Source organism: Candidatus Zixiibacteriota bacterium, assembly GCA_018820315.1.
Classification (GTDB): domain Bacteria; phylum Zixibacteria; class MSB-5A5; order JAABVY01; family JAHJOQ01; genus JAHJOQ01.
Map to the genome: position 1 here is coordinate 1 of JAHJOQ010000152.1, position 24,507 is coordinate 24,507.

Annotated in this window: 17 protein-coding genes; 15 read left to right on the forward strand and 2 right to left on the reverse strand. The window is 51.7% G+C overall.

From position 1 onward, the window contains the following. The 4 genes from KKH67_14640 to KKH67_14655 all read left to right on the forward strand — a co-directional run. Positions 1 to 1,916: hypothetical protein (locus KKH67_14640; protein MBU1320418.1), on the forward strand; the 1,916-nt coding region annotated here is incomplete at its 5' end. Positions 1,917 to 2,189: 273 nt separating this feature from the next. Beyond that, a complete protein-coding gene (locus tag KKH67_14645) occupies positions 2,190 to 2,444 on the forward strand; it encodes a hypothetical protein (protein ID MBU1320419.1) in 255 nt (84 codons plus the stop codon). Positions 2,445 to 2,704: 260 nt separating this feature from the next. Next, positions 2,705 to 4,537, forward strand: coding sequence for a hypothetical protein (locus tag KKH67_14650; protein MBU1320420.1), 1,833 nt, complete (start codon positions 2,705 to 2,707; stop codon positions 4,535 to 4,537). Positions 4,538 to 4,731: 194 nt separating this feature from the next. Continuing rightward, positions 4,732 to 8,439 carry a hypothetical protein gene (locus KKH67_14655; protein MBU1320421.1) on the forward strand — a complete coding sequence of 1,236 codons (3,708 nt, stop codon included), beginning with the start codon at positions 4,732 to 4,734 and terminating at the stop codon, positions 8,437 to 8,439. Between the two features lie 128 nt (positions 8,440 to 8,567). Here the strand turns inward: KKH67_14655 and KKH67_14660 are convergent, their stop codons facing one another. Continuing rightward, entirely contained in the window at positions 8,568 to 9,818 is a 1,251-nt protein-coding gene (locus tag KKH67_14660) for a 3-isopropylmalate dehydratase large subunit (GenBank protein ID MBU1320422.1), read from the reverse strand. 174 nt (positions 9,819 to 9,992) lie between these two features. Here KKH67_14660 and KKH67_14665 point away from each other — a divergent pair, with 174 nt between their 5' ends. Both KKH67_14665 and KKH67_14670 read left to right on the forward strand, forming a co-directional pair. After that, the gene (locus KKH67_14665; protein ID MBU1320423.1) at positions 9,993 to 11,489 is read left to right on the forward strand and encodes a hypothetical protein; all 1,497 of its coding nucleotides are present in this window, start codon (positions 9,993 to 9,995) and stop codon (positions 11,487 to 11,489) included. A 76-nt stretch (positions 11,490 to 11,565) separates the two neighbouring features. Next, on the forward strand, positions 11,566 to 12,948 hold the full coding sequence (locus tag KKH67_14670) for an MFS transporter (GenBank protein ID MBU1320424.1): 1,383 nt from the start codon (positions 11,566 to 11,568) through the stop codon (positions 12,946 to 12,948). 43 nt (positions 12,949 to 12,991) lie between these two features. On the opposite strand, the gene KKH67_14675 is transcribed toward KKH67_14670, so the two are convergent. Next, positions 12,992 to 13,210, reverse strand: coding sequence for a hypothetical protein (locus KKH67_14675; GenBank protein MBU1320425.1), 219 nt, complete (start codon positions 13,208 to 13,210; stop codon positions 12,992 to 12,994). 407 nt (positions 13,211 to 13,617) lie between these two features. Between KKH67_14675 and KKH67_14680 the strand changes: the two genes are divergently transcribed. The 9 genes from KKH67_14680 to menB all read left to right on the forward strand — a co-directional run bounded on the left by KKH67_14680 (position 13,618) and on the right by menB (position 24,505). Then, a complete protein-coding gene (locus tag KKH67_14680) occupies positions 13,618 to 15,297 on the forward strand; it encodes a fructose-bisphosphatase class II (protein ID MBU1320426.1) in 1,680 nt (559 codons plus the stop codon). 213 nt (positions 15,298 to 15,510) lie between these two features. Next, entirely contained in the window at positions 15,511 to 17,145 is a 1,635-nt protein-coding gene (gene pruA, locus KKH67_14685; protein ID MBU1320427.1) for an L-glutamate gamma-semialdehyde dehydrogenase, read from the forward strand. Between the two features lie 47 nt (positions 17,146 to 17,192). Then, the gene (locus KKH67_14690) at positions 17,193 to 17,807 is read left to right on the forward strand and encodes a hypothetical protein (GenBank protein ID MBU1320428.1); all 615 of its coding nucleotides are present in this window, start codon (positions 17,193 to 17,195) and stop codon (positions 17,805 to 17,807) included. Between the two features lie 196 nt (positions 17,808 to 18,003). Next, positions 18,004 to 18,723: a bifunctional demethylmenaquinone methyltransferase/2-methoxy-6-polyprenyl-1,4-benzoquinol methylase UbiE gene (gene ubiE, locus KKH67_14695; GenBank protein MBU1320429.1), complete on the forward strand. Its 720-nt coding sequence runs from the start codon at positions 18,004 to 18,006 to the stop codon at positions 18,721 to 18,723. Next, positions 18,720 to 19,679, forward strand: coding sequence for a 3-deoxy-7-phosphoheptulonate synthase (gene aroF / locus KKH67_14700; GenBank protein MBU1320430.1), 960 nt, complete (start codon positions 18,720 to 18,722; stop codon positions 19,677 to 19,679). The genes ubiE and aroF overlap by 4 nt, the downstream gene beginning before the upstream one ends. 72 nt (positions 19,680 to 19,751) lie before the next feature. Then, positions 19,752 to 21,104, forward strand: coding sequence for an isochorismate synthase (locus KKH67_14705; GenBank protein MBU1320431.1), 1,353 nt, complete (start codon positions 19,752 to 19,754; stop codon positions 21,102 to 21,104). Beyond that, on the forward strand, positions 21,101 to 22,867 hold the full coding sequence (gene menD / locus KKH67_14710; protein ID MBU1320432.1) for a 2-succinyl-5-enolpyruvyl-6-hydroxy-3-cyclohexene-1-carboxylic-acid synthase: 1,767 nt from the start codon (positions 21,101 to 21,103) through the stop codon (positions 22,865 to 22,867). The genes KKH67_14705 and menD overlap by 4 nt, the downstream gene beginning before the upstream one ends. Positions 22,868 to 22,870: 3 nt before the next feature. After that, positions 22,871 to 23,677, forward strand: a complete 807-nt coding sequence (gene menH / locus KKH67_14715; GenBank protein ID MBU1320433.1) for a 2-succinyl-6-hydroxy-2,4-cyclohexadiene-1-carboxylate synthase — start codon at positions 22,871 to 22,873, stop codon at positions 23,675 to 23,677. 6 nt (positions 23,678 to 23,683) lie between these two features. Then, a complete protein-coding gene (gene menB / locus KKH67_14720; GenBank protein MBU1320434.1) occupies positions 23,684 to 24,505 on the forward strand; it encodes a 1,4-dihydroxy-2-naphthoyl-CoA synthase in 822 nt (273 codons plus the stop codon). Positions 24,506 to 24,507 lie beyond the last annotated feature (2 nt).

The window sequence follows — 24,507 nt, forward strand, 5'->3', positions numbered from 1 at the left end:
GTCTCTATGAGACCACCACGTCAGGCAGCAGCCCGCTGATTCTGAACGGCGTCCACCTGGAGCCCGGAACGTACTACATAATGATCGACACATGGCCGTCACCGGATTGTATCCCGACATTCGACCTCACGATCACCGCAGCCGCGGGGCCGACACCTGGCGACGACTGCACCGGTCCGGTTGAAGTCAAGATCCCGACTGACCTGCCGTATGCCGACATCGCCAACTACACTTGTGGCAGAGGCGAGTTTGCTGATGCAACCTGTCTCGGTTACTACGATGGTGGCGACGACATCTTCTACGAAGTGCAAGTTACCGTCGCGACAGTGGTGACAATCACGATGGATCCGAAGGGCACGACCTACACAGGCATTGCTATCGATGATGCCTGCCCGCCGGATCTGGACTGTATTGCTCTCGTGACTGGTTCCAGCGGAACTACTCTGAAAGTGATTGAAGACCTGTTGCTTGATCCGGGTACCTACTACATCATGATCGACACCTGGCCGAGCCCGCAGTGTATTGCGGACTTCGACCTCTTCATCGAAGGTGGTATGGATCCGGGTGAGTTGACCTACACACCGGCATCGTTCGATTTCGGTACGGTCAACGCAGGCGACAATGGTTCAGGCACACTGACGCTTGACAACATTGGCGAGATGGACCTTAACTGGGACGCCTCCGTAGTATATCATGCTCCGAGTGCTCCGGAAATCGAAGGTGCGTACATTTCCGCCGGTGGCGATTACTCGCCAGGCGCGACAATGGACGTCGTCTTCACACTTCAGAATGCCAGTTCTGATGCTGAGTGGCTCGATGAAGCTACCATTACATTCCCACCGGGAGTGTTCGTTAACTCAGCGACAAACTTTGTCGTTGTGACTAACGCGACGCACTACTTGCAGTGGGATGGCACTGTTGGTGACAATCAGACCACAGTCTGGTTCGATCACAACGGTGGCTATGGTAACATCTATTCGACCGAAACGGCCGAAGCCACAATCAACATCACTTTTGATGCAGGTCTTGCAGGCCCGATCACCATGCCGTACACTATTTCCGGCGACGATTGGGGCGGAGACCCGCACGATGTTTCTGGTGTGCTGGTTATGAATCAGGTCGATCCGGCAGCGGGTTGGCTGTCTGTGTCCCCGACTTCCGGTACTATTCCTGGCACTGGCTTAGCGCCTCAGGATGTTACCGTGGGCTGGGATGCAACTGGCCTGTACAACGAGACTTATGAAGCCGACATCGTCATTTCACATGATGGCGTCAACAAGGGTTCTGCTGTCGTTCCGGTCACTATGACCGTAACCGGCGGCGACCTGAAGGCTGCTATGGGTCCGGACCCGATGTACATCTACTATCAGTTTGCTTACACTCCGTACGTCGGTTCGATATTCGTGGGTAACTTTAATCCTGGCTACTCTGCCGCCAATGTCGCGTCTGTCGACATTAACGGCGTAGCCGGTACTTTCGTCCAGACTCATCCGAGTATGGCTGGCTTCTCAGGCGACGTGGCCGAGTTCTCATTCCCGGTTGCCGACTTCCTGGAAGGCCTCGGTGCTCCGCTTGACCTGGTGACAGTACCGTTCTCGATCACCGGTACATTCGACGATGCCGCGGCCTTCAGTGGCGGTGGCCATGTCGACGTGTACGGTAAGAGCTCTATCAGTGGTGGCAAGAACTGGATCGTTCCTCAGGATGAAGTTGTCCTGCACGGCGACGTTGATGTGTCAGGTTATCTTGACATCGACGATGTCACATTCCTGATTTCGGTTATTTTCCAGGGTGGTATCATGCCTGGACCGATGACCATCGGGGATTGCGACTGCTCGCACGACACCGATATTGATGACGTGGTCTACATGATTGCGTACATCTTCATTGGTGGACCTGCACCGTGTGAATACTGATAATATCTTTTATTAGATAGATCAGTGGAGCCTGCGTTAATGCGCAGGCTCCTTTTTTTTGTAAGAATTTGACAGTGATCCGTGATTATCTTCGTCGAGCTTCTGCGCTACTAATCCAGGAATATGTCTATCATCCAGGCGACATTTGTCCATGGCGAATTATGATATCTTCCGCCGATATTAGGACAGCAAGTCTACTTTTTACTTGACAAACACATCCACTGTTGGCTAATTCATGTAACACACTTTGGACTGTACTAATCAGGAGGTGTTATGAAGATAGTTCTGCTATCCATTGCACTCGTCATGATGATATCAGGTATGGTGCTGGGTATGATGTCGCGGAAACACAAGTCAGAACTGGTTCGATCAATTCCCTGGTACAACTTCAAGTTCTGGTGCAATCCCTGGAGGCTGCCGGACATCTATACCGAGAAGGGTGTCAGGATGCACAGCTTGTCGCTGAGTCTGATCATGTCGGGAGTTGCTTTGGTCGTGGCAGTCAAGGGGTTGCCGTCACTATTCTGAGAGTAATACGCTGCTGCGACATCTAGCGTTCGGTACTCGGGCAGGACACCCGTATCCTGCCGGAGTCGCCCGGTTACAATCCCGAAGGGCCGTCAGAAGGGAATCCTGACGGCGCAAGAAAGACCCTTAAGTCCTTGAACAATTGCATCTTCTCCGCTCGAATACATGCTTGACAACATTGAGAAAAGCAGTATACTATATGTTGATATATACTTCATGGGCTTGATTACAATACGCTGTTAATAGAAAGGTAGGGATTTGTGAAGTTCTTATCGACAATTGTCGTTTTACTCGCAGCTCTTCTGATAATTGCGATGCCGCTGTCAGCACAGGATACCGGAATCAAGGATACACTGCGCTTCGTCCCATCATCCGGCACGTGGACAATTGACACCGATGCCGATACTCTCTTCACGCTGGCTCTTTGGGGATGGTCCGATCAGAATATCAAAGCCACGTCTCTGCCATTCGTGATGGCCACCAGCACCGGAGGGGGAACCGGGCATGATGACTCTCTAATTGTGCTCAAGGACTGGGTTCTGTCGATTGCCCCGAATATCCCGGTTTTTTCATTCAGCCATATTGACGGCACGAGTTTTCCTGCCGCACTCCACAATAATTACAATGGCGCACTGATTGGAATGGTGAATCTCTTCACCCCGCTCTTTCCACCTAATACGCTTACCAAGCTTGGGGATTTGACTGTGACGATGCTTGATCCTGAAAACGCGTCGTGTGAGTTTGACATTGTTATCGACTCGATGTTCTTCCCGCCCGCCGGGACATTCAAGTATTCACCTGACGTGGGCAGCGGATATCCTCCACAGTTCGTGGGCACGACTATTCACGTCGTGAACAATCTGTGCCAGGTGCCGACTAATCCGACGATAGGCGTCGACCCCGCATCGTTTGATTTCGAAGCGGTCGAAGGCGGGTCGAATCCACTCATGCAGGTTCTCAATGTCAGTAATATCGGAGACGGGACTCTCAACTGGTCGGTGCCGAACGCCGAAAGCTGGCTGTCTCTGAATCCGACATCCGGAGTGGATACTGATTCGACTATGCTGTCTGTAGACATTACAGGTTTATCGGCCGCGACTTATGAAGATACCGTCACGGTCAGCGATCCTTCGGCAACAAATAATCCGGTAAAAGTGCCGGTTATGCTGACAGTACTCGAGCCTCCTCCGGTGATTGTACTCGATCCAACATCATTCTCCTTCGAGGGAGTGCTTGGAGAAACCGTCGTTGACGTTGACAGCCTCTTCATCACGAATGGTGGTGGAAGGACGCTGAACTGGACAACATCGGATGATGTCGACTGGCTCACGCTAGCCCCGACTTCTGGTTCGGGTGACGGCATTGTTGAATTCGTGGTCGATATATCGTCACTCGATTCGGCCGGAACATACCTTGCGACAGTAACGGTATCCGATCCTGAGGCCACGAACAATCCGCAGACAGCTGCAGTGACATTGAATGTTGCTGAAGTTTCGTCAGATCTGGCGGCAGTCTTCGATCCCGATCCGGCATACATCTATTACAAATTTGCTATCGACTCAATCATGGCGACTGTTTTCATCGGCAACTTCTCGGAACATGTTCCGGAGGATGTTGTCGGGACCAGCATTTTGGTGAATGGCACGGTTGAAGCGCGGTCAACGATTATAACCACTCATCCAGACTTCGTCGATCCGGTGCTTGCCGTGACAATTGCAATCGGAACTTTCCTCGATACTTACGGACCGGTGCTCGATACCGCGGCAAGTGAATTCACTGTCGAAGGTATCTATGATGATAGTATTCCGTTCAGTACTATTGGCACGCTTGACATAATTGGCCATTATTCGAGAAATCCGAAGCAGTACATTGTCCCAGATAATTTCACTGCCTTGCCGGGCGATATAGATCAGTCAGGCGGCATCGACATTGATGATATAATCATGACTGTCGGATATGTTTTCCTCGGAAGACCGCTGCCGGGATCGATAGTAAAGGCAGACTACGACTGCTCGCACTCTGTTGATATCGACGATATTATACACCTTGCCGAGTATGTATTTCTCGGCGGGGAGTTGCCGTGTGTGTCGTAGTCGGACAATAGTCTGATTCCGATATCATGAGCCTGCGTAACCGCAGGCTCATTTTGTTTGGTATATGGGTCGCATCGCAGCATCGACAAAAGCGGGCGCGATAACAACTTGACATACTCGCCTATGTTCGTTATAACTTAATGTATACATCCATTTCTGACCATTTATGATCGCATATCGAAAGGAAGGATATCATGAAATCCTCCGCAATACTTGCCGTAATGATTCTCGTCTTTCTTGGAGGTGTATCTCCGGCTACCGGACAGGATACCGGCATCCCCGACTCTGCACGGTTTGAGCCGAATCCAGCCACGTGGACGATAAACTCCGATGCCGATTCGGTATTCTCAATCGAGCTCTGGGGATTCAGTGACCAGAACATAGGTGCTTTGTCACTTGGTTTCGAGTTGCTTATCGATGGCGGGAGTGGAATCAGTCTTTATGACTCGCTAATTGTGGTTGATACATTCATTTTCGATGCAGCATTAGAGTGGGATATCTTCGGCTATGCTAGATCGTGTCTGCAGCCGGAATACGGATCGCAGCACCTGGGCTTCAATGGTTTTCTGATGGGCGGGCTGGGATTTTATGGTTACATGCTGCAGCCCTCCATGCCAACCAAGCTCGGTGATCTGTATGTGAAAGTAATAAATGCATATGATCTTCTGGAGTCGTTTGAGATTGTTGTCGACTCGGCGTTCTATCCGCCGGCAGGTTCCTTCAAATTCTCGCCCGGCAGGCGGACATTCTTGGTCGGCTATGCTCCGCAATTCGCATCAGAGACGATCATCGTTGAGAATAATCTCGGAATACCAGTGATTCCGGAGATTAATCTGACACCTGATGTATTCGAATTTACTGCCGAACCTGATGGCGTTGATCCGTTTCCTCAGATGATGCAGATCAGTAACTCCGGCAACGGAACGCTCCAATGGACGGCGTCTGACGATGCTGATTGGCTGACGTTATTCCCATCAGACGGTGTCGGTGACAGCCCCTGCACGCTAGCTGTTGACATAACCGGCCTCCCAGTGGGTCAATACACTGCGACGGTGATGGTCTCAGATCCCGAAGCAGCCAATAGCCCGCAATATGCAACGGTGACTCTGAACATGGTGGATGTGCCGGCAATCATTGCACTCGATCCCACGAGCTTCCTGTTTGAAGCAATAGAGGGGGGTGAGAACCCTATCGGGCAGATTCTATCGATTTACAACGGCGCGAAGGGAGAATTGAACTGGTTGGCATCCGATGATGCTGATTGGCTTGCGCTAAGTCCTGAGTCGGGAGTCGGCAACGGTACCTGCACGCTGTTTGTCGACATCTTTGGGCTTGCAGATGGAGACTACAGCGCGACTGTGACAATCTCTGATCCGGAGGCACCGAACAGCCCGCAGACAGCCGGTGTAGCCTTGCATGTTCAGGACAATTTGCCTCTTATCATGCTCACTCCGTCATCATTCCAGTTTTATATATCTTCAGGCAGCCTGGATCCGCCTCCGCAGGAAATGTCGATCCTTAACGGTTGGATGGGCGAACTGAATTGGTCGGTATCGGATGATGCAGACTGGCTCACGCTTGATCCTGTTTCCGGAATCGGTGATGGCATTTCCACGCTATCGGTTGCAACCAGCGGTCTTCCAGACGGAGTTTACAATGCCACCGTAACTGTCACTGACCCGGGAGCATCGAACAGTCCACAGACTGCACCTGTCTTACTGATTGTGGAACCACAACCGGGAGAACCGGGGGATGATTGCTCGGAGCCTATCCTGGTTTCTCTGCCTGCCGATCTCTACGATCATTACTTGAACACTACATGCGGCAGGTTGAACTACTATGATGAAACTTGTCTCGGATCATACGATGGCGGTGAAGACATCATCTATGAAATCACCGTTGACTATCCGATTATGGTAGACTTCAACCTCGATCCCAACGGCACTCCTTGGAGTGGCATGCTGCTGGATGACGCATGTCCGCCCGATCCGGTGAACTGCCTGGCGATGACGACCAACAGTTCCGGTTCTCCAATGTTCATGGATGCTCAGTTTCTCGACGCTGGCGTATACTATGTTATGATCGATACATGGCCTGCGCCCGATTGCATACCGAGCTTTGACTTTTGCATCACTGAGATAGCTCCGCCTGGCTGGGGATTCGACTGCGATGCACCTATAGAGGTTCTGCTACCGGATGATCTGCCGTATGTCGATCCGAATCAGACGACTTGTGGGATGACCAATGCTTATAGCAGTACGTGTCTCGGGTATTACGATGGTGGCGAGGATGTTCTGTATGAGTTGCAGGTTTCGATACCATCCACCGTTCTGGTCTCGCTGGATCCCAAAGGTACTAACTATACTGGTTTTGTGCTGGATGATAACTGTCCTCCAGATCCGGCCGACTGCATAGCGTTTGCAACTGCCGGAAGCAGTGGTAGTCCGTATGAGATTCCACCGGTATTTCTCAGCACAGGAACATACTATATCATGGTTGACACTTGGCCAAGCCCCAACTGTATCCCTGACTTCGACCTGTATCTGGATGTTCCTATTCCGCCGGGTAACCTGACAGTAGATCCATCAGAGTTTGATTTTGGCACCGTTGATGAAGGTGAGAATGGTTCTGATGTGCTGACTTTGGGCAATGAAGGCGGTTCTTCAATTGAGTACTCTGTATCTGTGGAGTATGGTCCGACGGTTCCGCCCGAAATCGACGGCGCATATGTGATGACTAACGACAAGTACTTACCCGGGACAACGATGGATGTTGAATTCGTACTCGCCAACGACAGCCAGGATGCGGAATGGCTCGATGAGGTCACCATTACATTTCCGGCGGGAGTGATAGTGAACTCTTCGACCGACTTCGTCGTGCAGGAAGCTCCGGGTCACTATCTGCAGTATGACGGCTCGACTGGAGAAGAGGTCACCGTTACATGGTTTGACTACAATGGCGGATACGGCAACATCTATGCTACCGAAGTCGCGGTAGCTACGATGAATCTCACCTTCGCCGATTCGCTTGATGGCGATGTCTCTTTCGACTTCACGATATCTGGCGACGACTATGGCGGTGATCCGCATGATGTTGCTGGGTCTTTTGTAATCAGCCAGGCTGATCCGAGTGAGAGCTGGCTCACCCTGACTCCACCATCCGGAACGGTGATGCCGGGCGAAACCACCCCACTTGCAGTGGCATGGCATACTTCCGGCCTGTACAACGGTACACACGAGGCAGACATTGTAATATCACACAGTGGTATGAGCTCGATAGAAATCGTGCCGGTTCAGATCACTATCATCAATGGACCCGCCAAGGCGGAATTCGCCAATGCTGTGTACTATATGTATTACATGTTTGCTTATGATCCCATGTATGCTTCTGCGTACGTCGGCAACTTCAGCCCTCCGTATACTGCTAACGATGTGGCATTGTTGACAGTGAATGGCGAACTTGCCGAAATCGTTGGAGTACTGTCCGACTACCCGGGATTTGATGGAGAAGTACTAGAGGTCTCCGTGGCGCTGACTCCATTCCTGGAGCCGTATGGAGCTCCTGTCGATACATCGCGGCATCTATTCTCTGCGGACGGTGTGTACGGAGACGCTTTTGCCTTTGAAGGCGCTGGCAGTGTCAATCTGATCGGCAAGTACTCCGGGGACACGAGGCAGTGGATTCTCCCGGACGATGAAGTCGTTCTGCACGGTGATGCCGATGCTTCCGGATATCTGGATATAGACGACGCAGTGAAGGTGATCGAGTTGATATTTACTGGCGGGATTATTCCCGGTCCGATGATGATAGCCGATTGCGATTGCTCAGACTCCGTCGACATTGACGATGTCGTATATCTGATTGCGTATATCTTTTTGCACGGTCCATATCCTTGCCATTAGCGATTATTCGCGCATGACGATTCGAATTGATCGATAAGAAGACGCCGGAGGATTGCTCCGGCGTTTCATGTTCTCACCTATCAAGTGTGCGCGGTGACTGTTCCGCTGTTGACAGTGATGACCGTTGCTCACACCTTCCTGAAATCGATTATCTCACCCGCAAGCGCCGCTGCCGCGACTGTCGCCGGAGACGCGAGGTAGACGTACGCCTTCTTCGATCCCATACGCCCCTTGAAATTGCGGTTCGCAGTCGAAATGACAACTTCATCGGGAGCAGGTACGCCCATATGCGCGCCGAGGCAGGGGCCGCAATTCGAATTAGTGATATACGCACCGGATTCCATGAGTGTCTCGACCGTGCCGTCTTTCACTGCATCCAGATACACCTGTTGCGACGCTGGCGTCACCTGGAAACGAACGCCTTTCGCGATTTTCTTACCCTTGACCATCGCCGCCGCTACGTGAAGATCTTCGAGCCGCGCGTTACAGCACGTTCCAAGGAATGCCATGTTGATCTTCGTGCCCGCGACTTCACTTACAGGTTTGACATTGTCAACCGTGTGCGGGCATGCCACCTGCGGTTCGAGTTTATTAAGATCGAAATGCAATTCCTGCTCGTATTCGGCGTCGGCGTCGGGTAAGACATTCTCGTATTCACGTCTTGCGCGACCTTTGAGATAGTCCGCTGTCTTCTGATCTGGCGGGATGATACCGGCCTTGGCTCCCATCTCGACCGACATATTCGAGAATACCATGCGTGAGTCGAACGACATATCTTTGATAGTCTCTCCGTGGAACTCGACGCATTTGTACAGCGCGCCGTCAGCACCGATCGTGCCGATGATGTGAAGGGTCAGGTCTTTTGTTGTGATACCCTCCTGAAGGCTACCGTCGAAAGTCATTTTGATTGTCTCCGGGCAGCGCAGCCACAACTGACCGGTGGCCATCACAACCGCCATCTCCGATCTGCCGATTCCGGCACCGAATGCACCGAGGCATCCGTAGTGTGTAGTGTGCGAGTCCGATCCCACCACCACGCTTCCGGGCGTTATGAATCCCTCCTCAATTAACACCTGATGGCAAATGCCACGATTGACATCGAAGAAGTTCTTGATTCCCTGCTTCTCCACAAACTCGCGAACGGTCCTGTGATTCTCTGCATATTTTTCGGTCGCGGGGGGGGAGCAGTGATCGAGCACGATCACATGGATGTCTGGCCGGGCGACTTCGTCGACGCCTATTTTGTAGAACGTGTTCGAGATGTCCGCGGTATTGTCGTGAGACATGGCAATGTCGGGTGCAATCTCCACGATTTCTCCCGGTACAACCTTGCGTCCCGACTTATTAGAAAATATCTTCTCTGCTATAGTCTGACCCATTGCTTTCTCCTTTGCTGGCTGCAATATATATGAGAACTGCCCGAGTGTCAATTTCGTTGCATGCATCTTTCGGTGTGTAGACTATTTATCGGGGAATTCGAAAATCGTGTCAGCCGGGGCTTTGAAATCAGGGCTACTTGTGCTACATTGTCTGGCGATATTGATCGGAGTACTATGTTGAGAACATCGATTTTCATTCTGTTTGCGTTCATGCTATCTGTTCTGGCGGGTACATCGGGGATAGCTGCCGATGAAATTGACCGGCTCTATTATGAGATGGACTATGACAGTGTAATCGCACTCCTTGAAGAGAAACCGACCGATAGCCTGGTTCTTAACGATAGACTTGTTCTTCTGGAGAGCCGGGCTCGTTCCGGACATGGCCACCAAGCTCTTGCTCAAATAGATGGCATCGTAGATCTTTTCCCACGTAATGACACAATCTACACTGCTGCAGCGATAGTATATCATTCCGTCGGGCGCTTTACAAAGGCGCAAGAATTCATCAAATGGGCGCTCAGGATGAATCCGGACAACTTCAAAGCTCTCCACGAGCATGCGATGCTGTCACTCCATACCGGCGATTGCGAGGATGCGGACAGCTGTCTCTCGGAGGCAATCGCCAGGCGCCCGGATCTTGAATCGACGACCTTCTGCACATGGACCGCATCTGAGATATACAGAGCCTGTCTTTTTGCTGAGTCATCGAGTATTATCTACAAAGACCGGGCGGAGCGATTCGACAGTCTTGGTGATAGGGCAGAAGCCGGAAACTGTCGCAAGACATCGGAGATGCACAGCCAGTTGATAGGGCGCGATATGTTTAGCATAGAAACCGATTCTGACAAAGTCGTCCTGCCCCTTGTCGATTTCGAAGAGGGGTCATCACACAAATGCCTGGTGCTGACAATCGATGGCAAGGATTACCTCGTGTTGCTCGATACCGGCAACGCGGCTGCCTGGACTATTCACAGCAATGATCTACGGAGGAAGCTGATCTCTCTGTCGGGTGGCTTCACATCATCGAGGACAGGCCTTGACAATCGCGGCACGGCGAGTCAGAATATCGTAACCGACAGCATCGTGATCGGCAATGTCAAGTTTCGAAATCTTGTCGGACTCTTTTTCAGGAAGCCTTCAGAGCACTACTATGACGCGAATCTCAATCCTTTCTGGATTCGTGACCATGTCGTAACGATAGACTTAGCCAGGAATGAGCTCATTTTGAGATCCAAGGAGAGGTTCGAATCGGATATGGCGACTGTGCCGAGATCGTCGATCACACGACTCCCATGTTATGGCTACGACCGCCCGTATGTGCCGGTTATGATTAACAGCAGTGCTGTAGGCATGGCGCTCATCGAGACCGGTGCCCAGGACATCAGCCTGAGGCGTGAATTTGCCGACTTCATGGGGCTGCAATATTCGGAGAGGATTATTACCGACACTGACGGCAAAGAACACATTGTCGGAACGGCAGAAGTTCAGGCTCAGGTCGGGGAGTTTTCGTTTTATCGACCCTCGGCGTGGATCTGGCCAATGAGATTCCACAACAAGATTACCGGTGTTTATGATCATATCATGATCGGACCGCTCGCTCTTGAAGGTCAGTTCGTGCTCTCGTTTGATCCATTTGCCCGGACGGCGATTCTTCAGAAATATACCGAGTGATTTGGATGCGTCAGTTTTTGCTTGATCTATCGCAACGCAGCTTTGATATTTCGACTCAACACTTGAGAGCGACAGTATGAGCATCTTCGATAGCCCCGCAAAGAAATCCGCGCTTCTGGTTTTCACTCTGACATCGCTTCTGACGCCATTTATGGCGGCATCGATTAACATCGCCCTTCCGCAGATTGGTGAGTATTTCGCTATAGATGCTGTCCTGCTGAGCTGGGTGGCAACGTCATTCCTGCTTACCGCAGCGATGTTCCTGGTTCCGTTTGGGAGAATGGCGGACATTTACGGTCGCAAGAAAATATTCACTATTGGTATCTTGGCGTACACGCTTTTTTCGCTGGCGTGCGGGTTATCGACCTCTGTCACAATGCTGATTGTGTTCCGAGTCCTGCAGGGAATTGGCAGCGCGATGATCTTCGGAACCGGTATAGCAATCCTGACATCTGTCTTTCCGGCGGACGAGAGAGGGCAGGTGCTCGGCATAAACGTAGCAGCAGTCTATTTCGGCTTATCCGCAGGGCCGTTTTTCGGGGGACTGCTGACCGAACACCTCGGTTGGCGGAGTGTATTCTATGTGAACGTACCCGTCGGGATTCTGATTGTCCTGATAGTTCTCTGGCGGTTGAGAGGTGAGTGGGCGGAGGCGAAAGGAGAGAGGTTCGACCTTTTCGGATCGTTCATCTACTGCATCTCTCTTGTTCTCATCATGTACGGCTTCTCATTGCTGCCAAATCTTCCCGGTTTCTGGTTCATTGCCGCTGGAATCGCGGCTGTGCTCCTGTTTGTGTGGTGGGAGCTGCGTGTCGAAAGTCCTGTATTCAATATGAATCTGTTCAGAAAGAACAGCGTATTCGCTCTTTCAAATCTTGCGGCACTCGTGAACTACGCCGCAACATACGCGGTCACGTTCCTGCTCAGTCTATATCTTCAATATATCAAGGGCTTCGGAGCTGAGAGCGCTGGAATCATACTGGTTTCGCGACCGATTGTGATGGCTGTGACATCTGTGTTTGCCGGGCGGCTTTCTGACAGGATCGAGCCGAGAGTGGTGGCGTCGATTGGCATGGCGCTCGTCACGGTCGGCCTTGTGTTGCTAATCCCAATCGGCAGTTCAACTTCGCTTGGGTTTATCATCACCGCCCTAATGATACTCGGTCTCGGGTTCGGGCTTTTTTCGTCACCGAATATGAACGCAATTATGGGTTCAGTCGAACGCAAGTACTACGGCGTGGCATCGGGGACTGCCGGCACGATGCGCCTTCTGGGACAGATGTTCTCGATGGGCATTGCGACGTTACTGTTTGCGGTGTATATCGGACGGGTCCCGATCACACCATCAAACCACGATGTATTCCTAAGCAGTGTCCGGGCAGCATTCGTGATCTTCTCAGCACTCTGTTTCGCAGGTATTTTCGCTTCGCTGGCGAGGGGGAAGCTTAGAGGAAGGTAGAGCAACATCTCATAGCGGAGCAGGTGGCTCGGCCTCTCCATCTTCATATCTTCCTGCAAACCAGCAACCCCTTGCCAATCGGCACCACCAGCGAATCGACGCGATCATCCGATTCGGCGTGATCTATGACCGTCTGAAGCGTTTCCCGATGGCTGATGTCGACATCTGTCCCCCACGGAATGCCGGAGAGTAGGCATGACCGCTCCGCTTCGCTCGCAATTGACGGCGTTTGGGGTTTTTCAACAAGCCCTGCAATCGTCATCTCTGAGAGAATCCTTTCAGTCTCGGCTTCTCACAACGAACTTCCGCGCTGTCAGGAATCCTATCCTGCCCGATCTCTTCAACTGTCAGGAAGGGATTCCTGACAGCGCAGGGTTGGAGATCGCCACGTCGCTTCGCTCCTCGCGATGACGCTGCTTCACAGCATCGGGACTTTATCAACAAGCCCGAAGGCGGGAATCCATTGGCAGCAGCGCCAGAAGCATGACAACGTGCGGGGCGTACCCACCCCCGGGAGTGGATTGGCGGCATTTATTCCTTGGTCAGGCAAGAAAAGCTCTTGAAATGTCTGGCAGGATTGTTTATTCTCGATCAGGCAGTTACTGCATTCAATTGCCCATAACAGGGAAAGGGAACTGCCCTGAATCCGCACAGCAATTGAGGTGAGAGATGAGCGATGATCTCAGATTCAATATAGGCGACCAAAGGCTTTCGTATCAGGGAGGCAAGGAAGTCCGCCAGTATACTCATGAGAACATTATGGAGTTTAATCAGAGGCATCATTCTGTTCTCTCGAAATATTCCCTCGAGTTGGTCGGGAATGCTGTCACGACGATAGATGGTAGAATCAACAACAGATCGAACCTGGGAGCGCTACGCAACCGTCAGCTTCGGGAAGCTGTGAAGCTGTCTGCGGCTTTGTCGGCAATGGCTGTCGGGCTTCATGGGTTTGGAAGCTGGAAGAATGTCCCAGAAGCGGAGCAGACCAACGATAAGAAAAACGAACTCAAACGTGCGAATGACAGGACTGCGGCACAGATAATGGCTGAAGTGCTTCAGACAACGACCGAGTCTCTTCCCGTCGGCGAAGAGGTCGTGATCGAGTCGACCATCACCGAGGGTGTGCGGGTTAAGCCGGGTAAAGAGGCAGGTGGCAATCCTACGATAGCTGTCGGCGCTCTTTTTGGCAAGAAAGAGCACAGATCCACGTACGGGCTGAAGATGCCGGAATCAGTCACTCTGTTGACAATGGGGAATGATGTCGTTGAGGGAACAGGCAAGTCGGTTGCGGGCCAGCATTCGAGCATGACCACGCTTTTCATCAGTGAATCAGGTGTCAAGCGGCATCTGCCCGATATTTATGTGCAACGCTGGATGTCCGGTGCTTACTTCGAAGAGTTTGATCCTCGCGAAGCGAGTGTGATCGATGCTGCTGAAGTGATTGCAAAAGCCTATGGCATGTCCGGCATCGACAAACTATCGGCGTTTTTCCTCAACCGTAAGCGCCATCATCCGGCAATGGATGATCTGAACGCAAATGGTGTCGCGACACCGTTTGATCAAGATGGCGATCTATTTCCATCGATTCTTCTCGGGCTGGACGGCCTCAAGTTTCCGAACGGCAGAGGCCTCCATTCTATGATAGGGGAAATCGGCGGTTCAGCCGAATGGGCCGTTGGGGTGTTGCCATTGATTTGGCGCGGCGGCCAGGCCATAGGCATGCTGACCAGTCAGTCGTCGCTTACTAAACCGAATATGACTCCGGAGAAACTCTGGGCCGAGCGATTCCACTACACCGAGGATGAGTTTATACAGATTCAGGACGGGCGATTCGAGCACAAGCCGTACTTTACGGTAAAGGATATAATGGAAGATCCGTTCGCGGGTGGAATTGCGGCATTCGGAGCCATATCCGACAACTACTTCTATCCCGACATGAAAGGCGTGACGTGCGATCGGGATAAAGACCTCGCTCACGTGAATGTTTTCATCGTAAATTCACTTGGCGTAATGGAGCTGTGGTCGATGACATTCAAATGTCTCAAGGGCATCGATTGTTCGATTGAGAAGATGGTTTCTCCCAAAGAGATGATCGAGGATCTCAGAGGATCAGAACTGATGAGTACTATCACTGAAATGCTTGCTGACGAAAATATGCGGAAACGGTTCAGGATCTTCTTCAACAATGAGTACTACCCCGCGCTGATTCCGGTTCGTGACAAGATGGTGCTTCTACACCGCACGATCGACGCGCTCATAGAACGAAAAGCTCTCGCTGAAGTGGATAGAGAAATCACCAGCATAGTCGAGGATGTTGCATCGGATTGGTTCATTAGGGCTGAATCTTGATACCTGCTTTCCGTAATAAGCCATAGAGCAGGAGTACCCCCGCTCCTGCCATTTGTAATCGCCAGCAGGCGTCTTGGAGAGATTTGCTTTACTCTATGTCTGATTGTCACTTATCTCTTCACCACGTCGATTTTCACGTATCACTTGACAGTCCGCGGCATTTGATATAAATAGGCTCAGTGTTTTGTATCGTATATTCGGTTTGCTTGATAAATAACGGAGGTCAGAGTGGGTAATTTCAGAATTCCATACCCGAAAAATGAGCCGATTCATAGTTATGCGCCCGGCTCTCCCGAGAGAAAGAAACTCGAGGATGCGATAGAGAAGTTGAAATCTCAAAAAGCCGACATTCCGATGGTGATAAACGGCGAAGAGATAAGAGTCGGCATTCCTATTAAGATCACTGCCCCACACGATCATAGCTTAGTGCTCGGTCAGAATTATCAGGGGGGAGCGGAGCAGGTTGCCGCAGCAGTCAAAGCTGCTATGGACGCCAAACAGATGTGGTCTGCGATGCCTGCGTGGGAGCGTGCTTCGGTATTCCTGAAAGCCGCAGACCTGCTGGCGGGACCGTATCGGTATATCATGAATGCAGCGACCATGCTGACTCACTCGAAGAATGCATTTCAGGCCGAAATCGACTGCGTCTGCGAGCTTGTCGATTTCTTCAGGTTCAACGCTTACTACATGCAGATGATTTATGACCAGCAACCGGACAGCTCTCCGACCATGTGGAATCGTCTCGACTACAGGCCGCTCGAAGGATTCGTATTCGCGGTGACGCCATTCAATTTCGTGTCGATTGCCGGAAATCTTCCCTCCGCGCCGGCAATCATGGGAAATACTACAGTCTGGAAACCGGCATCTTCGGTGGTGTATACTGCATACATTATCATGCAGATATTCAAAGAAGCGGGTCTTCCGAATGGTGTGATTAACATGGTCACCGCGCGGGGCGCTGACATTGGCAAACTCGTTCTTGAGAATCCCGATCTCGGTGGCATTCATTTCACCGGCAGCACGGGCGTGTTTCAGTCAATGTGGAAGACAGTCGGCGCGAATATCGCAAACTACAAGTCTTATCCGAGAATCGTCGGCGAAACCGGCGGCAAGGATTTCGTGTTTGTTCACAATTCCGCGGATATCAGTCAAACCGTCACAGCGCTGGTGCGTGGCGCATTTGAATATCAGGGGCAGAAATGCTCGGCAGCTTCACGCGCTTATATTCCGAAATCGATCTGGCCGGCTCTGAAGGACAGTCTCCTATCCCAGGTCGGCAGTCTAAAGATGGGTGATCCGACAGATTTCAAGAATTTCTTCAACGCAATAATCGATAAGTCGGCATACGACAGCATCGTCGAATACGTCGACTACGCCAACGGATCGAGCGACTGTGAGGTTCTCTGTGGGGGGAAATACGATGATTCCAAGGGGCATTTCATCGAACCGACAGTTGTTCTCGCGAAAGATCCTCATTTCAAGCTGATGGAAGAGGAGATTTTCGGGCCGGTGCTGACCCTGTACGTCTATGATGATGCCAAGTTCACCGAAACACTGCATATCTGTGATGAGACTTCGCCCTACGCTCTGACTGGCGCGATTTTCTCGAGAGAGAGAGCTCCTATCGAGGAGGCAATCAAGATCCTGCGCAATGCTGCCGGGAATTTCTATATCAATGACAAGCCGACCGGAGCAGTCGTAGGGCAGCAGCCGTTCGGAGGCGCGCGGGCATCGGGAACGAACGATAAAGCGGGAAGTTTCCTCAATATGATTCGGTGGGCGTCGCCGATGACAATAAAAGAGACTTTTGTACCACCGACCGATTACAGATATCCGTTTATGGGATAATCCGGCAGTTTATGGATGCAGGCGCGGACTATCAGAGAGGCAATCTCATGAGAAATCTAGCATTCTCAACAGTAGTATTTGCTGTAATTGTCGCCGCTGGATGCAGCAGCGACAAAGGTCCAAATGGCGGCGACCCGATTCCGAATGTGATTGCGCCGTTAGCGCTCGGCAACACCTGGGGAGGAACGCAGATAGAGTACGACTCTACCGGTGCAGAAGTGGTGAACTTCTATCAGACCTTTTTTATCAATCAAGACACGACGATTGCCGACGCAAGGTGGTTTGCCATAGCCGGTGCAAGGAGCCTGCTAGCTAACCGCGATGACGGACTCTGGATCAGATACGGTTTCCAGGACACTCTTGACCTGCAGGATCCTTCAATGTATGCCATGTATCCAGCTACCGCCGGTCAATCATGGCAGTCGGGCATTGGTCTGTCCGCCACGGTGACCGCAGTTTCGGTAGATACGAGCGTAACAGTTCCAAGCGGTACGTACAAGTGTCATCTCTTTCGCTGGGTGCGTAATTCTGGCACCCGGATCGACCACTACTTCATCGCCCCCAAGACCGGTTGGGTGAAGACCGAATACTACAGGTTTACTGATGGCGGATCTCAGTATCTGTATGGCAGCTGGGAGCTTGAGGAGCTTGTACTTGAATAGTCGCTTCGCTGCCTCTCCGCGCCCTGATAAGTAGCCGTGCCTCCCGCTCAAACTTCTTGCGGGTTATCTGGTTCTTGTATATAATAACTAGCTTGGGGCTCGGTTCGATCACGCTGGTGTGAGCGGATAGCAGCGTAGGTCAGGTCGCAGTATGAAACCATTGGAGCACGCTATTCCAGAGTCGACGGATTATTCGGTGAACCGGAGGGAAGATACTCCATCCCGGGTCGATTCACATATCATGTTCGACCGGATTTCCGCCCGCTACGACTTTCTGAATCATCTCCTCTCATTTGGGCAGGATTTTCTCTGGCGCAGGAAGGTCGCTCTGCTGATGAAGCGGTATGCTCATGAGACAGTCCTCGATCTTGCATGCGGCACCTGTGATCTGATTTTGACTGCATTCAAATATAATCGCGATATCAGGCTTGGCCTCGGCATCGACATGGCTGACAGAATGCTAGCGCTTGGGTCTCACAAGGTGGACAGGAGTGGCCTTTCGAATAAGATATCTCTCACTCGGGGCGACGGCATGAGCCTGCCGGTCAGGGATAACTCCGTCGATTTCTCGATGATTTCATTCGGCATCAGGAACATGGTCGATCCTCCCAGGGCGCTCTCCGAGCTTTGCAGAGTTCTTAAGCCGCGCGGCAGGTTAGCGGTACTCGAGTTTTCGCTGCCGCAGAACAGGTTTCTCAGGGCGATATATCTGGTCTATTTCAGGAAGATTCTACCGCGTCTCGGTGGATTGATCTCAGGCGACTACCAAGCGTACAACTATCTCGACAAGACTGTCGAAACTTTTTCCTACGGGGAGAAGTTCTGCAGAATGATGCTCGAAGCAGGCTTCGGTGATGTGCAAATGAGACCGATGACGTTTGGAACCGTCATTCTCTATGTAGGGGTGAAGGGATGATATACAGTTTCGAGAAAACAGATCCTGTGAAGACAGACTTCCTGGGAGTCTTGCGGCAGCATGACGTCGACTTCGAACTGATAGACCATGACCGATCGGTCGTGAGGATTCTCGGGTCTGTGCAGAACGGCATCGGCGAGAAGCTCGCGGAGGTCTATGGGGGACGCAGGCGTCTGACTGTCACAAAAGAGCCGCTGGACAATATCTACTCTGATTTCAAAGACAGAAGTCGCATCAGTCTGATAGCGGGGCCATGCTCGGTCGAATCGGAAGAGCAGCTTGCGTCGATTGCGTCGTTCATAAGAAGCAAAGGTTTGCGATATATCCGTGGCGGGGCATACAAGCCCAGAACATCACCCGATTCGTTTCAGGGCATGGGAATGCCGGGACTGCGGATTATCTCAACCGCTGCGAAAGCAGCCGGATTGAAAGTAGTATCCGAAGTGATGGACCGCTCACAAATCGACACGCTCGTGGAGCACGCGGACATCATTCAAATCGGGTCACGGAATATGTTCAACTACACGCTTCTCACGGCGCTCGGGTCTATAGATAAGCCGGTGCTTCTCAAGCGGGGAATGGCTGCGACAGTTGACGAATGGCTGAAAGCCGCAGAATATATAAGCAGGGGTGGAAACAATTCGATCATACTCTGCGAACGAGGTATCCGTACTTTCGAACCGAGAACGAGAAATACACTCGACATTGCAGCGATACATCTTGCGAAGCAGCTTTCCGACTATCCTGTGATCGCCGATCCGTCACACGCCGCCGGCCATCGAGATATTGTAATTCCTCTCGCCGTGGCCGCTGTAGCATCCGGAGCAGACGGCATTATGGTCGAGATTCATCCTGAACCGGACTCTGCTCTTTCAGATCGCGATCAGGCACTTTCTTTTGACCGGTTTGAGAAGTTGCTCCAACGTCTGGATGATCTCCACATTTCTCACAAATGAGTTGCGGGGTGAACTGTGCCTGTCTCTGGTAGGTCAAATTCTTCAATCAACGACATTGTGTCCAGAGAAGAGTTGGAACATCGATTCCACAATCTTCAGAATGAGCTCACCGGCGATATCAGCGAATTGCCACTGACGCTCTGTGTGAGAATCGACGAGGTCAAACTACTCCATTGGCTGCATTCTTGTGGCCAATCTCCAAGATTCTACTGGTCATCCAGAGATGGAAAGACTGAGATTGCTGGTTACGGAAGTGCTCTGAAGATTGAATCGGCCGATATTGAAAGCTCTATGAAAGAGTGCTTCGACCTCGCAGAGAGAATCACCAGTCTGTGTGATGACGACTCTGTCATCTTTCTCGGTGGATGCAGATTCGATGCAAATTCCCGGCGAGGCAGTGAATGGAATGGTTTCCATGATGCCCGGTTCACACTGCCTGAGGTTTCGATTCATCGCAATGACAGCGACTACTTCGCTTGTTTCGCGGCCACTGTCAGAGTTGACTCAGCCATTGATAAGGTTTTGTCACGCCTCGAATCTTCGGTAACTCGACTGAGCTTGCGAACCGAGGCGTTTGGAGCCGTGGATCACGCAGTTATCGCGCGCATCGATACTCCAGATCAATCAGGCTGGACACCGACCGTTGATGCATATCTCGATCTGATCAAGAGAGGCCGGGTCGACAAAATCGTCGCGGCAAGGCGCACGGACTTTAGGTTCACCGAAGCGGTCGATCCGTGTACATTCCTCGATGAGTTACTGTCATCGAATCGAAGCTGTTTCGGATTTATGTTGGAGCCGCAGCGAGGCCACGCATTTGTCGGTGCCTCACCGGAAAGGCTCTTCAGACTGCATAAAGGCAGGATCGAAACAGAGGCGCTATCCGGTACGGCGGTCAGAGGCGAGACCGATGAGGAGAATGGATCGACCGGACGCGACCTTCTTGCAGACGATAAGAATCTTCGCGAACACCGATTTGTCCTGGATGACATCACCACCAAGATGGATGCTCTCTGCTCAAGCAAGGTCGACAGGGATGACCTGTCGCTTATGAAGTTGAGCAATGTGATGCACATCTATGCGAAGCTATCAGGAACGATTCGTTCGGATATTTCTATCGGTGATATCGTATCTCGAATGCATCCGACCCCGGCAGTCGGTGGTGTTCCTTGCGACGCGGCTTTGGAGATCATAAGAGAGTACGAGCCATTTGATCGCGGGTGGTATGCCGCCCCTGTCGGCATCATCGGCAAGGACTTTGCCGAGATGACGGTAGCAATACGCTCCGCTCTGATTGCTAAAAAGAATCTATCGTTGTTTGCCGGAGCCGGCATAGTTGATGGATCGGAAGCACGCTCCGAATGGATGGAACTCGAACATAAAACAGCACCGGCGTTGAAACTGCTCGGTGGAGTCCTGGTTTGATTGCACCTAACATCACGTATCTCTGGTCCAGCCTCATTATTGAGGAATTGGTGCGTTGCGGCGTGACAAGATTTTGCATATCACCCGGCTACCGGAACACACCTCTCGTGCTCGCCGCCGCAGAGAATCCGGGAGTGGATTCGACTATTCACGTAGATGAGCGAGGCGCTGCATTTTATGCCATTGGCTATGCAAAGGCCTGCGGAAAACCTGTGGCATTGATATGCACGTCCGGCACTGCAGTTGCGAATTACTTTCCGGCAATCATCGAGGCATCGCAGTCAACAACTCCGCTCATAGTGCTCACAGCCGACAGGCCCATCGAACTTCGCGACACCGGCGCGAATCAGACGATAGATCAGGTCGACATATATGGGAGATACTCCCGGTGGAGCGTCGATCTTCCGAAACCGTCTGCAGCCGTGTCCGCAGATTTTATCTTGACGACCGTCGATCAAGCCGCCTATAGAGCGAGGAGAGCTCCGGCTGGACCGGTTCATCTCAATTGCCAATTTGCAGAGCCGCTGACTCCCGAACAGGATGATTCTATTCCCACCATGTATCGGTCCAAAATCACCGGATGGGAGAATGACGTTGCTCCGTACACAGAATATGCTCAACCCCGCATAGAACCGACCGTGGACATGTGGGACAATATCAGCAATATGATAGCTGAGTCCCGGCGCGGCATAATCGTGGCTGGCTGTCTCGGTGCTGAGCAAGATAGTGCGATCACCAGCGTGCTTTCGAAAGACTTGAAAATGCCGCTTCTGGCGTGCGTGTCATCGGGACTGAGATTTTCGCGAGAAGTCTCAGATAACTTGATCAGCACGTATGATCTGATTCTCAGAGACTCACGAATCTCCAGCCGGCTGCGCCCCGATCTGATCCTCCATCTGGGAGGACCAATTGTCTCCAGGACTCTCGCGAAGTATGTCGAAAACTCCGGCGCGAGATATATCGTTGTAAATGAGACACCTTTCAGACAAGACGCCGGACACTGTGTCTCTGTGAGAATCGAGATGGATCCGGGCAGCTTCTGTCGCGGTTTGCGCGGATATGATGCGAGTGGAGAATCGGAACTGCTGCCACTGTTCAAGCAGCTCGATTCAATCTGCACCGATGAGCTTAATTCCCTGCATGCAGCGAGCAGCATCACCAATGAGTTTGCAGTTGCGCGCGAGTTGCTCAAGCTAATTCCAAGTGATTGTGGTCTATTTCTGGCAAACAGTATGCCGGTGCGCGATGCTGATGGCTGCGGTTTCAAAACCTCTCGATCGATCAGCGTGGGAGTGAATCGTGGCGCGAGCGGGATCGATGGGAACATTGCATCGGCAGTTGGATTCGCGCAGGGTCTCGAGCGTCGGACAGTCCTTCTGATCGGTGATCTTGCGTTCCTGCACGATTTGAATTCGCTGTTTCTTGTAAGGCAATCTCAGTATCCAATGACGATAGTACTGATCAACAATAATGGCGGCGGGATTTTCTCCCTGCTGCCGATTGCGGATCAAACAGAGCGTTTCGAGACGTTTTTTGGAACGCCGCACGGTGTCGATGTTCAACACGCCTCGTCGTTGTTCGATATTCATTATTCCCGCGCTCGGAGCACGGCTGAGTTCATAAGTTTGTGTCAGGACTCGTTTGCAGGCGGCAAGAGTTCGATTATTGAGGTCAGGACAGACCGCCAGCAGAATGCAAAAGAGCACCGCGATATCTGGGATCGAGTATCAGATGCGATCGGAAAGCACTTCCGGCAGGATTGAAGCATGAATCTGAAACACATAACAGTAGGAGCTTCATCGCTCCCAGCGGTAATACTCCTGCACGGCTTTCTCGGCAGTGGTGCCGATTGGATGGCAATAGCGGCACGGTTGTCGGACCACTTCTTCTGCGTGATGCCGGATCTTCCCGGCCATGGAAGGAGCATGTCTCCAGATGCCGAACAATACACATTCGAATCGACAGCACGATCGATTGTCGCGGTTGCTGATATGCAGGGCCTGCAGAAGCCGGCTCTTCTCGGTTACTCGATGGGTGGGAGAATAGCGCTCTACACCGCTCTTCAAAACCCGGGGTTGTTCTCAGGGCTCATTCTCGAAAGCTCCAGCCCGGGACTGAAATCTGATGAGGAGAGGCAGCAGCGCATCAAGGAGGATGATAAGAGAGCATTAAGACTGAAAGAGATCGGGGTCGCTGCATTTGTTGAGGAATGGTACCGTATGCCGCTCTTTGACAGAATGAGAAAGAACGACAAACAGTACAGCAAATTCATGGCACGAAGGCAGCAGTTAGACACAGATGGAATTGCTTTGTCACTTCGTGGAGCAGGAACCGGTACACAGGTCCCACTCTGGAGTAGACTCCGTGAACTGTCGATTCCTGTTTTGCTTGTAGTTGGGGCAGAGGACAGTAAATTTAGAGACATAAATCGAGAAATGACGGTATCGCTCAGGAATTGTCGGTTGGAAGAAGTGCCGAACGCGGGCCACAATGTTCATTTCGAGCGACAGGTGCTTTTCGGTGATCTTATTCGCGAATTCATAGCAAAATCAGTGTCTGTACCGAGGAGATAGATGGCAATGTCAAATGTCAAATGGGAAACGGCTATTCAGTTTGAGGATATCAGGTATGAGAAAGGGGAGGGCATAGCCAAGGTCACGATCAATCGGCCTGAAGTCAGAAATGCATTCAGACCGAAGACTGTCAATGAAATGATAGCCGCATTCATGGATGCCAGGGAGGACGCTGACATCGGCGTTGTTATTCTGACTGGCGAAGGTAAGGAGGCTTTCTGCTCCGGCGGTGATCAGAAAATACGGGGAGAGGCCGGTTACAAAGACGGTGAGGGAGTGCAACGCCTCAACGTGCTCGATCTGCAACGTCTGATACGCACACTTCCCAAGCCTGTGATCGCAATGGTGGCAGGATATGCCATCGGCGGCGGACATGTGTTGCATCTCATGTGTGACCTGACTATCGCAGCCGACAATGCACGGTTTGGTCAGACCGGACCGAAGGTCGGATCGTTTGACGGCGGCTATGGCTCAAGTTACATGGCTCGAATTGTCGGCCAGAAGAAAGCGCGGGAAATTTGGTTCCTGTGTCGTCAGTACGACGCAAAACAGGCGCTCGACATGGGACTTGTCAATCATGTCGTGCCATACGAACGCCTGGAGGAAGAGACCATCGCCTGGTGCCGTGAGATTCTTGCCAATAGTCCGATGGCAATACGATGCCTGAAGGCAGCTCTAAATGCCGACTGTGATGGTCAGGCGGGTCTGCAGGAATTGGCGGGCAATACGACGATGCTGTTTTACATGTCTGAGGAAGGTCAGGAGGGGCGCAACGCTTTCGTCGAAAAGAGAAAGCCAGATTTCTCCAAGTTCAGGAGACATCCATAAGC

Excerpts from the sequence above, each read along its gene's own strand:
- KKH67_14645 (MBU1320419.1), top strand. The coding sequence starts at position 2,190 with ATGAAGATAGTTCTGCTATCCATTGCACTCGTCATGATGATATCAGGT.
- KKH67_14655 (MBU1320421.1), top strand. The coding sequence starts at position 4,732 with ATGAAATCCTCCGCAATACTTGCCGTAATGATTCTCGTCTTTCTTGGA.
- KKH67_14660 (MBU1320422.1), bottom strand. The coding sequence starts at position 9,818 with ATGGGTCAGACTATAGCAGAGAAGATATTTTCTAATAAGTCGGGACGC.
- KKH67_14665 (MBU1320423.1), top strand. The coding sequence starts at position 9,993 with ATGTTGAGAACATCGATTTTCATTCTGTTTGCGTTCATGCTATCTGTT.
- KKH67_14670 (MBU1320424.1), top strand. The coding sequence starts at position 11,566 with ATGAGCATCTTCGATAGCCCCGCAAAGAAATCCGCGCTTCTGGTTTTC.
- KKH67_14675 (MBU1320425.1), bottom strand. The coding sequence starts at position 13,210 with ATGACGATTGCAGGGCTTGTTGAAAAACCCCAAACGCCGTCAATTGCG.
- KKH67_14680 (MBU1320426.1), top strand. The coding sequence starts at position 13,618 with ATGAGCGATGATCTCAGATTCAATATAGGCGACCAAAGGCTTTCGTAT.
- KKH67_14690 (MBU1320428.1), top strand. The coding sequence starts at position 17,193 with ATGAGAAATCTAGCATTCTCAACAGTAGTATTTGCTGTAATTGTCGCC.
- aroF (MBU1320430.1), top strand. The coding sequence starts at position 18,720 with ATGATATACAGTTTCGAGAAAACAGATCCTGTGAAGACAGACTTCCTG.
- menH (MBU1320433.1), top strand. The coding sequence starts at position 22,871 with ATGAATCTGAAACACATAACAGTAGGAGCTTCATCGCTCCCAGCGGTA.
- menB (MBU1320434.1), top strand. The coding sequence starts at position 23,684 with ATGTCAAATGTCAAATGGGAAACGGCTATTCAGTTTGAGGATATCAGG.